Genomic DNA, 11,377 nt, shown 5'->3' with positions numbered 1-11,377 from the left:
TAAATCTAAAAAAATGGAAAGTGAAACAAAAAAGAAGCTCTCAATTGTATTGAGAGCTTCTTTTGATGAGTAGAAAACAACCCTTAAAAAGGCTAATACTACCAATTAAATATTCTTACAGGAAGCATTAATAAACCAATTTTTTGGTTACCGTTTTACCACTCTCTGAAGTCACTTTTACCAACAACACTTGCTGCGTAGCAGGTAAAGAAACAAAACTGGTGGTCACATCATTGATAGACATTTTTGAAGCCAATAGTCTACCGGCCACATCATAAACCGTAACCGTTTCCATTGGAGTTAAGCCGGTGGCTATGTGCAAGCCTTGAGCATTTTTATAAACCACTACACTCTCCTCGTTAAAAGTAGGAACACCTAAAGCCTGACCACTGAAACGCAACACAAAACGGTCTTCAAAGGTTCCGACATTACTGCTGAAAGTATAATACCCTTCTTTCAAATTATGTACTACATTCAATAATTTGTCCTCTAAGTAAATGTCCTGATTCAAGAACAAGCCATCAAAATCGGACAAATTAATTTTATAAGTGTCGGCAACGGTAGCTTTATAACCTAAAGCAAAGGTATCATTAGGCGTAAAAGTCAATCCTCTTCCTTGTATACTCAACTTAACATCGTCAACTTTAGTGTAGAGAACAATTGTATTACCATTGTCTACCATTTCACCATCAAACAAACGATCCAAACCATCAGTACCATCTTGGATATAACCCAACAACAACTGTTTGTAACCATTACCATTATTACTGATATCCAACCAAATTCTGTGTTTCTCATAAGCCGCCGTAGGATCATCATCCACAGAAGAAGCGGTTGAAGCACTTCGGTAAAAATTATTATTGGTATTGGTAGTACCACCGGTACGCATACTGTTTCTAAAATAAGCTGTACCACTAGCCACCGTTTTGATAAAGAAACCTTGGCCTGCAGCAATATTACCGTTTGGCGCATTGGTATTCCCCGCACCCAACGTCCCATTATAATAAGTATTCACACCTCCCAAAATATTCCATATAGCATAATCGTTATATTCATATTGATTGGTAGCCAAGTTAAAATTGGTGTTGTGTGACCATAAATAAATAGTACCTCCTAAGAAATTACCGTTCACATTAAAGCCCGGATCGGTTACCAAACTCACCGCATTAATAGCACTCGGATAAGGATTCCCAATCAAGTTCAAAGCCGCTGGTGCATTATGCACTATAGTCAACGGTAGCGTACCGTTATTTGGAACACCAGTAAATCGAGCGGTGAAATTTTGCGGTAAAGCCGGAGAAACCGGAAAACTACTCGGTACTCTAATCAAATAACCTTTACCCAAATTCATCGTTAAGGTATTGTTAGATTGTTGCCATGAAGAGGTAGCAGGATTGTAATCAAAAAAACCGGTAGAGCTCGTACCTGGCGACAAACCTATCAAAGTTTGGGAAGCCACCGGACTCGACCAATAAGTATAATCGTATCGGAAACAAGGGGTGGAATCTCGTTTATAAGTAATGTTACCCGTATTAGCAACAGGATTAGTTTGCAACAAACTGGCACCACTTTCAAAAGTCATCGACCCGGAAGACACAGTCAAACCGTTCACCAATGAAAGCGTATGACCACTAGCCATAGTAACGGTAGCACCCGTAACCGAACAACTACAAGCAGATAAATTACCCGCAGAAGTGTAAGTACCCGAATTAAATACCAAATTCTCAGTACCGTTGTTTAATGGTGGTCCACCCGGTGTCCAGAAACCTACATTGTAAGTTTTAGTCGATACGGTAAAAGTAACAGTGGCAACCTCACTACAACCACTAGGCACATTAGTGGCCGTAACAGTAAGTGTAGCCGTAGTTGGGGTTTTAACATAAAGAGAAGCAGCATTAGTGCCGGCAACATATGGCGTAGTACCCGTAGCATCGGTAAATAAGGTATTAGCAACGCTAGAGGTCCAAGTAAAAGTACTGGCTACTCCGGTAGACGAAACCGGTATAACCGAATTGGCACAAACATTCCCTCCTGCTGTCGGGATAGAAACGGTTGGTTTAGGATTTACCGTAACCACCACAGTATCCGCAGCCGAAGTACATCCGTTAAAGGTAGTAGTAACACTGTAAGTTTGTGTACTGGTTGGCGAAGCAACCGGGTTAGCAATAGTAGTACTACTCAAACCGGTAGCAGGCGACCAAGTATAGGTTAATGGTGCATTCAACTGGTAGTAAACAGCCCCATTAAAAGTTCTGTCGTTCACTAAGCCACTAAACTGACCGCACAATCCTGCTCCCGTATTGATAGTCAAATCTGGATTAGAATAAGTGGTTGTCAAATTCGTATAAGCCGCATTAAAGTTGATATAAATACCATAAGTAGTAGAAGCCAATAAACTCAAATTAGCTACAGGCATATTAATCGGTGACCTGGAAACACCATTAATACTGTAAGTTCCCAATAATGTCCAAGCACCCGAATTAGTCTCGTTACCCACATAAGTTCCGGTTCTGTAATACACATTAACGCTTTGCACACCCGAACTCTCAGGCACTACATCAAAACTGGTAATGGTGATTGGACCGGCACCGGTAACTATGTTAAACATATTTCCTCCCGTACAACTGTTACCTCCCGCTGTGGTAGTAGACAACGATCCGGTCAAAGGCGTTGCTGTCAAATTCAAATTGGTACTCGAACCATTACAAATGACCACATCAGCACTAGCTACCGGAGTAGCCGGTATTGGTCTCACCGTAAACACACTGGTACTGCTTCCGCTGGCTTGCGGGGTAGTTACCCTAACAACACCAGTAGTAGCTCCCGCTGGCAAAGTAGCCGTAATAGTGGTAGCATTAATAAAAGTATAGGCTGCCGAAACCCCATTAAAGGTTACCGAGCTGACCCCGGTAAAATTAGTTCCGCTAATGGTAATTGTTGGCGTAGCACCGGCACAAGCAAAGGTCGGTAAAAAACCGGTTACCGTTGGTACGCTCACACAAGTAATGTTAGCATCCCATCCGGTAGAGGTTAGTGATGGGTCTGAGGTAAATCGGAAAGTTAAACTCCCTCCGTTGGCAGCACTGGAATAAAAGACCTGACCTGCTGCAATTTGAGTACCACTAAAAGTACCTATCAAAGGAGAAGCCGTTGTAGGACCATCATAAATTGATAAAAAGTCGAAGCCCGGTTCTGTAGAGAAACTATTGAACACTACCTTTAAATTGTTTCCGGAGGCCGGAGTAAAAGTATAGATATAAACTTCGTCATTGGCATAGGCAGCCGAAAAACCTCCGGCATCATAAAATTTGGCATTACAGGTTGTAATAGAACCATTGGTCATGTTCACCACATCCAAATTCACTGTGGTAAAAGTACCCGAACCTATCCAAGCACTATAAGTTGTAGCATCACACTTTACACGTACCCAGAAATAATAGGTCTGACCCAAAGTTAAGCCGGTTACTGTAGCCGTCAAAGCGCCGGTTACACTGCCCATGCCTACAGGATTAGAACCATCAGCCGGTGGCGGTGTATTAGTTGTACTAACCCAATAATTATATACAGTGTTCGGGGTCATGGCCGAATCAGACCAAACCAAACTCGCAGAAGTAGCCGCAACGTTCACTACTGTCAATGCGGAAGGAGTAGATATAGTACAAGGCGGTACCGTAAGTACATTTAAAGTATAATCTTCAAAAGCTTGGTAATTTCCGTTTCTACACGGATCGGTAAACGGACCAAAATCGATACCGCCTACACGCACCCTGTGAGTACCCACAGTACTAACACCATTAGAATTTAACAAAGGCACCGGAAAACTACCGGATAAAGTAGTAGGGATAGCACTACCCGATTCCCCTTGGTACACCAATTCGTCGGCATCGATAAAATCGCCATCGTTGTTCCAATCTACCCAAACATTCACACTGTAACCGAAACCCGTTCTCAAGGTTACGCTAAAAGGCAAAGTAGCCCCAACAAAAACATTGGTGCTTTGGGCAGTATAGTTACCATAGTTGTTGGTTTCTATGGCGGTTGTATTATTAATCGTACCCATGGTTACGTTGGTAATTCCTTGAGGATCTTGTGTAAAACCAGCTCCGCTTGGCGTGCAATAAGTAACCGCTGTAGTGGTTGCGGTAATAGTACCCGAGCTAACAGTAGCCCCACAAGTATTCACTGCTCTTACCCTATAATAATAAGTAGTACCCGGAGTCAAACCGTTTACCACTAAAGTAGTCACATTACCTACATTTAAATTGTTGTAAGTATTCACAAAACTGGCAAAAGTGTTCACGGTAGAAACGTCTAAAGCATAACTCGTAGCACCGGCTACTGCTGTCCAATTAGCCGTAAAGGCGTTAGAAGCAACACCCGTAGCCGCATTGGCTGTTGGCACAACACTAGGTCCGGAACTCACAAGCACTGCTCCCGAAACCGCACTGGTAACAGTACAAGCCGGAACAGCACTGCTAATCTCACAATAATAATATAAGGTACCCGCAGCCGTAGTAGCCGGAGTGTAAGAACTGGCATTAGCCCCAGTTAATAAAGTACCACCAGTAGTAGAAGCTGTTGTATTGCTGTACCATTGGTAACTGTAACCCGAACCGCCACTTACCGCCACCGTCAAAGCAGTAGCCGTGGCATTCAAACACAAGTTTTGTGTGGTAGCAGAGGGCTGAGTGGTAACGGTAAAACCCGTACAATCTACCGTAGCAAAACTGACTACCGATGACCACGGACTATAACTATCCGGACTACTGGCACAACGCGAACGCACCCATACATAATAGGTAGAACCAGCTGTTAAACCACTAAGCGCTTGTGTTGTTCCCGAAACATTACTGTGGATGGGTGTGATAAACCCATTAGGCAACACCCCGGTAGTATTGTAATATACATCATAATTAGCTGCACTTGTAGCCGTCCAGCTCACATTGGCAGTAGTACCGCTTGTGGGAGCAGCCGTCACCCCGGTAGGCACCGGACAACGCACCATATCTACCGTTACCTTAAAACCTCCGGCCACTGTCGCTCCATCAGAAGCAAACTGAAAAGTCAAAGACCCATCAGCGGATCTGGTAGAAACATAAGATAAATTGGGTGTTGTATTTGGGGTCGTAGCTGTACTGGTAAAGCTGAAAATATTTGTAGTGGCGTCAAAAGTGGTACTGCTGTCAAAAACATCAACAACCTCAGTTACTGCTCCGGCAAAACTTTCGATAAGAAAACGAACCCTGTCACCGGCAGCCAATGCCGCTGCATCCGGTTTAAAAGTGACTCTATGGTTTTGCGAGTTATTGTAACGGTCATACTGCCCGCCATTATCGTATAAAGTATAAATATCTCCGGTAGCCATGGTAATGGTTCCACCGCTACAATTTGCCGGAGTGCCATCGCCTGTTTGGGCAGGCACCACTATTTTATTTTGAGATACATTAGTAGAGATCCATGAGATATCATCTATAAATAAAGCTGGAGTTCCTGTAGCTGTACCAACAGCGGCATTATATGTAAACCTAATCTTAATATTAGTAAAACCGGTCAAATCAATAGAGAACCCCTTGTAGGTATTAGAAACCGTTTGACCTGTAAAGGTACCGGCTATGGTAGTAAAATTGTCACTTGACCACTGTACGATGAATTCCGAATCTCTGTTTGTCAATGTAGCATCTCTACAATAAAACTGAAAAATACCCGGATTGGCAATTGTAGGCAAAATTGCCCAATTACCAATTGTATTCCCCATATTTAAACAAGAGCCACCAGATCTTGCATTAACATTTATTGGTAATGGTGCTGCTGTAGAAATACCACTAAAAGCCCAACCATTAGCAGTAAGACCAGCTTTGTCAAACGTCCCAAAACTTTGATACTCTTGGTAAGGACCTATACACTGTGCTTGGACAGGATTTATCCCACTCAAACCCAACAACGCTACTAAAGCAAATGCCCAACGAAACGATGGGGCTGGTAAACAGAAAAACAAATTCAGGGCAAAAATTTGTAGTTTTTTCTTCATAATAGTATAACTAATAATAAACAGATATAAAAAGAGACTGTCAAAACATTACGCTCGGCCAGCCACAAAATCTTTTAATTCGACAAAACGTTAAGGCTAAAAAAAGAAGACTGTAACACCACACTCACTAACAGCAGTGATAGAGCAGTAAAACAGTTTTTCTAATCGCCTAAATGAACGCAATTTGGGCAATAAAAATACACTTTTTTTAATAATAAAGTTAAACTTAAATTAATAATTTAATAAAACACGTTAAAAGCTTTAGAAAAATCTTACTTACCAAAAAATCAAAAGAAAGTTGTAAAAAAAACACCCCTACACCACCCAAATCTAAAAAGTACAATCACCTTCCCTAGACTGCCATACTACACAAAAAATCCCCGCCTCTTTGCAGAGACAGGGATTATTATCTAAACTATACGAATTCGTAATTCCTAATTCGTAATTAACAATTCGTAATTCGTAATTAACAAATAAAACCTATCGTTTCATTACTCTCAAAGTTCTCACTTCGTCGCCTTGAGTAAGCACTACGTTGTAAACACCGCTTGGGTATTGATCCCCGATTGCTAACGTACTCAAGTCATTGGCTTTACTTTCGTAAGTAGTCATCAATCTGCCCAACATATCGTAAACTTTTAAGCTTACAGGCGCTTGGCTCGAAGTGGTCAAATTGATCAAGAAGTTGTTCTCAAACGGGTTAGGATAAGCTGTCGCTGCAAATTCTTTAGCCGCTACTCGAGCAGGAGCTGTAGCATTTGGTGTTTTAATCACACAGTCTTTACCTTGTGGCCCTTCACCATAGTAGAACAATTTAACAGACACCAAGTACTCAGTACCCGGCTCTAATCCATGAATCATGTTCAAGTTAAAGAAGTTACCCAAACGATCCAAAGTAACCGGTGTTCCTTGTGGTGTACCGTTAACCAATTTTTGCAAGATAAACTGGTAAGTAGCTCCCGATACAAACTCACAATAAATCAACTCAGAAGCAGAAGTAACTTGGTAAGCTCCCGGATTTTCTGGATCACCATTACTACATTGAGACTCTTGTAATCCAACAGTTGGATAAGCAGGTGTACTGATAGTACACTCCGGACCAAAAGAACCTTCAAAGGTAACTCCGTCAATCACTATAGTAGCTGCAACTGCCACTGCATACTGTGAGTCAAAAGTTAACGACAAGCCCGCAAAACTAGTCAAACGGAAGCTTGTGGCGGTGGTAGTCAAAGTATAGTTGGTAGGTGTACCAACTTTTCTAACACGGTAAGTGTAATTAACCGCATTCGGAACTGAGTTGATAAATATTCTATCGGTGATGTTAAATAAAGTTTGACCACACTGATTGGCTGAGATACTAACAGAACTTACCGTTGGTGTACTAACCGAACAAACATTTCCATAAGCTGTAGTAGTAGCGATACCGTTAACCAAAATATCAGACTGTACTGCCACCAAGTAAGTTGCCCCAAAGGACACCGGTAAGTTAGGCACATTGGTCAAACGGAAACTCGAAGAATTGGTAGTCAACACATAGTAAGTAGTTGGAGCTGTACTCAAAGCTACTCTCCATCGGTAATTTTGAGCACCCACAACTGTAGAGGCAAAAATACGTGTATTCAAAGCATCTAAAGTCTGTCCACAAGAAGTAGCCACCAATTGGTTGGTTGGTAAACTTGGAGTGGTTATAGTACAAGGTGTACTGTATGGTTGTAAAACACCGTTTACAACTGCAGCTGCTTGAACGCTGAACGAAGTACCAAACGCATAAATGTTGGTCATCGTTAAATTGAAATTAGCAATATTGCTATCCACTGTAGCCGTAGCATTAGTAGTCAAATTAGTTACTCTGAATCGGTAACCTAAAGTACCTACTACACCACTTGGCACCGAACACTTGATTCTTGAATCAATAGCAGGCATAGTCAATCCACAGAAGTTAGTAATATTGGTCAAATAAGCGCCTGTTACCGTATTGGTAATTACATTACTGTTAGCGGTAGTAGCAGTCAAACAGCTTCCGCCTGCAATACTGATGCTAACACGTACTTGATTCCCGTTAGCCAATGTACTACTGGTGTAAGTATTCGATGAACCACTTTGTACTGTTTGACCGTTAACGGTAAAAGTATAAGTAGCAGTACCACCACTTAAGTTTGATGCCGAAGCGGTAAAGGTAACACCCGTACCATACGCAAAGGTATTATCAGCATCGCTGCTCGTTAATGATACACCCGGGGTAACAGTTGGTGTTACAACAACAGCAATGGAACTGCTTGCGCTTGGCGCTACAGTTACATTAGAAGCAGGCGTATTGAACAATTCAACAGCAGTGATGGCTAAAGTTTGTCCGTTATTAACATTGGTTAAAGGCAAATCTAAAGTAGCCTCTCCATTGCTATCCGCAAAAACAAAAGTCGAACTTGGTGTACCATTTAAAGTATAATAAATAGTATTCGCTCCCGGAGTTAACCCGCTAAGCGCAAAAGAAGTAGCATTACAATCAAAAGCAGCTTGAGTAACAGCATCGAACGTAGCCAATATAGCCTCAGTAGTTACACTGATAACATCAGAATTGGCCGAAGTACTGTTAGCACTGGTAGCACGAACTCTGTAATAGTAAGTAGTATTAGAGGTCAAACCGGAAACAGGGTAAGAAGTAACATTACCTACACTTAAATTTTGATAGCCGGATACAAAAGCTTCTGCCTGTCCATTAACCAAAATATTATCAATACCGCTGGTTCCTGTTGAAGCAACGTTTCCTGTACTAACCTGTAAATTGGAAGTCATAATCCAACGGATAAGAACAGATGCTTGATTGTTACAAGCCGCAGGCAAAGCAACATCACTTAACGCACCTGTAGTCCAGTTATTGGCTACTGTAACAGTGGCACCCGGCACATCAGTCCAGCTACCGGAACCTATTTTATATTGTACTTTAAAATCTTTTGGCCCTGTATTAGAAGAACGTTGAGCCGAAGATAGTTTTAAATTGCTGTAACCCAATGTAGCAATATCAATTTGCCAAAACTTAGTATTGTTACCACCATCCCAACCACTTACAGAGGCAGCACTGGTAGTACTCGATTGAACAGGAGCATAAGCAATAGTTCCACTAACCCCACCTTGAGTAGTCAAAGTTTTGTTCGCATTCCCTGATTCAGCAACATCTACAACATTATCATCCGGATTGTTAGGGAATGACCAGTTAGCCAAAACTGTTACGGGACCTGAGAAATCTGATGAAGTTCCCACATCCAATCGGTAACCGGTAGCCCCCGGAACGGCAACCCAATTCGCTGTGAAAGCGCCTGTACCAACATTAGTAGCCGCTGTAGCATCCGCACCTGAAAGGTTTGCTGTAGTAAAGTTAGCACTGTTACCATTTACCGTACCGGTAGCATCAGTGGCAAAAGCTCTGAAATAGTAAGTGGTATTAGGTGATAAAGAGGAAACCGTACCCCCAAAAGCAACCGTAGCAGAGGCACTAAAATCATTATTCACACTGTATTCAATTCCCGAGGCTGTAACCGTAGAACATCCGGCTGTAAACGAACCGTTCAAAACAGCAGTTGTAGCCGTAACTGAAGCGCTGGCACCGGTAATCGCTGTTACAGGAGTATTAATCCCGGAACCGCTGGCCGACACATTTACCGCAGTCGAAACACCACCACCGGTAATAGTAATTAAACCATTGTAACTGCCAACAGCGGTTGGCGTAAATTTAACGTAAACCGTCTCAGCCATCTCACCGTTAACATCCGGAGTAAAACTCAAAGAAGCGGTGTAAGTACCGTTCAAACTGGTTGAAAAAGTATAGCCTGCCAAAGGACCCACAGTAACATCGGCAGTGGTTAAGTTATAACCGATAAATCCAAAACTATTGGTTGCACTGGTGTTTAAACACAAAGCACCAAAATCGGTTAAAGTATCTGCCTCAATTGTAGGTGAACTGTTAGCATTAGTAGTAGCGGAAGCAGAAGCTCCGAATAAAGTTTCAACAGCATTGCCGTTTCGCGCTTTAACCTGGAAAGTGTATTGAGTAGCCGAAGACAAACCGGTTACCGTAATAGTTCCCCAAGCGGTTTCATTTCGCCAAACCGGGGAAACCCCTAAAGAGCCATTGGCTTGCACATATGCACCACCGGCTTCTTGTATGGCATATTCCGTACCCGAAGGGTTTGCATCACTAGTATCCAAAATAACAGTCAAACTCGAAGTAGTTGGCGAACCAACCACCGGAGCATCAGGCGTAACGGCTAAAGTATAAAAAGTAGCCACTGTACCATAAGAAGTACCTATACTATTAGTAGCATAAGCGTTATAACTGTACTGGGTATTAACCGCTAAACCGGTACCGGTTGCATTGGAAAAAGTTCCGGTTCCGGAACCCGGAGTTGAAGTAGCCAAGTTAGTCACATTAGCCTCTCCTATAGTAGGTGTATTATCTACACTGGTTAAAGCATAAACCGAACCGGTAGCAGTAATCGCAGCACCACCGGTAGCCGTAACATTTCCGGCTAAAGTAGCCGAGTTAGTGGTAATATCGGCAGCTGCAGTATTGGTTACAGTTGGAGCTACAACACTTGGCGTTACTGTCCATGAGATAGTAACATCATCTATACCCAAACCATGGTCATTTCCGGAATCATTAATATCATCCCACTTTAAAATAATGTAACTGTTATTAGGCAAAGACAAACTAGGAATAGATACATTACTTATAACAGTCCTATTGGCTGCTGCATTACCATCCAAAGCAGCAGCTGTTGTAGTCCCTACTTTACTGGTAAAATTCAATGCCGGTACCGCCGTATATCCTGAAGCTCCGGCAGTAACAGAGGTAATAGCAGAAGCACTCACTGCATAATAAAACGACAATGGTTGAGTCGCTGTTACACCACCATTTCTCCATTGCTCTCCGGTGTAAGTTACTTTGATATCGGTTATAGTACCACCAGAAGTATTGCGCAACACTACACCATAAGCAGGATTTGCAGATCCGGACCCTACACCTCCCAAAGCTCTGTCTGACAAAGCATTGACACCGGCAACTCCAAAGCTATAAAGCGCTCCCGAATTAGCCGATCCCGTTCCAACTGAAAAAGTTGTAAATCCTGCAGCGTACCAATTAGCAAGTGTAGAATTGTTAGCCCAAGTAGGTGTTCCTGTACTTGGCAAAGTGTTAAAGTCCTGCGAATAACTACCTGTAGTAGTCATCGTAACTTGTCCAAAACTCACTACCGGCAAAACCAGCAGTAAACAAGCCAAACTTAAAAATTTAAGCCACGAAGGCTTCTTTGTAAGTAATGTAGTTTTCATATAAAAAGTTTAATAACTGTTACA

General features: G+C 42.2%; 2 protein-coding genes. Both read right to left on the bottom strand.

Annotated features, from left to right (window positions below):
* Positions 1 to 127: 127 nt before the first annotated feature.
* A complete protein-coding gene (locus tag SK086_RS10050) occupies positions 128 to 6,028 on the bottom strand; it encodes a fibronectin type III domain-containing protein (RefSeq protein ID WP_324691409.1) in 5,901 nt (1,966 codons plus the stop codon).
* A 480-nt stretch (positions 6,029 to 6,508) separates the two neighbouring features.
* A complete protein-coding gene (locus tag SK086_RS10045) occupies positions 6,509 to 11,353 on the bottom strand; it encodes a T9SS type A sorting domain-containing protein (protein WP_324691406.1) in 4,845 nt (1,614 codons plus the stop codon).
* Between the last annotated feature and the right edge of the window lie 24 nt (positions 11,354 to 11,377).

It is taken from the genome of Flavobacterium cheonhonense (assembly GCF_035671315.1).
Classification (GTDB): domain Bacteria; phylum Bacteroidota; class Bacteroidia; order Flavobacteriales; family Flavobacteriaceae; genus Flavobacterium; species Flavobacterium cheonhonense.
Note: the sequence above shows the minus strand (reverse complement) of the source record. Positions and strands in the feature narration are given on the sequence as shown.

Bases quoted from the DNA above. Each gene is read 5' to 3' on its own strand.
- SK086_RS10045 (WP_324691406.1), bottom strand. From the start codon at position 11,353: ATGAAAACTACATTACTTACAAAGAAGCCTTCGTGGCTTAAATTTTTA.
- SK086_RS10050 (WP_324691409.1), bottom strand. From the start codon at position 6,028: ATGAAGAAAAAACTACAAATTTTTGCCCTGAATTTGTTTTTCTGTTTA.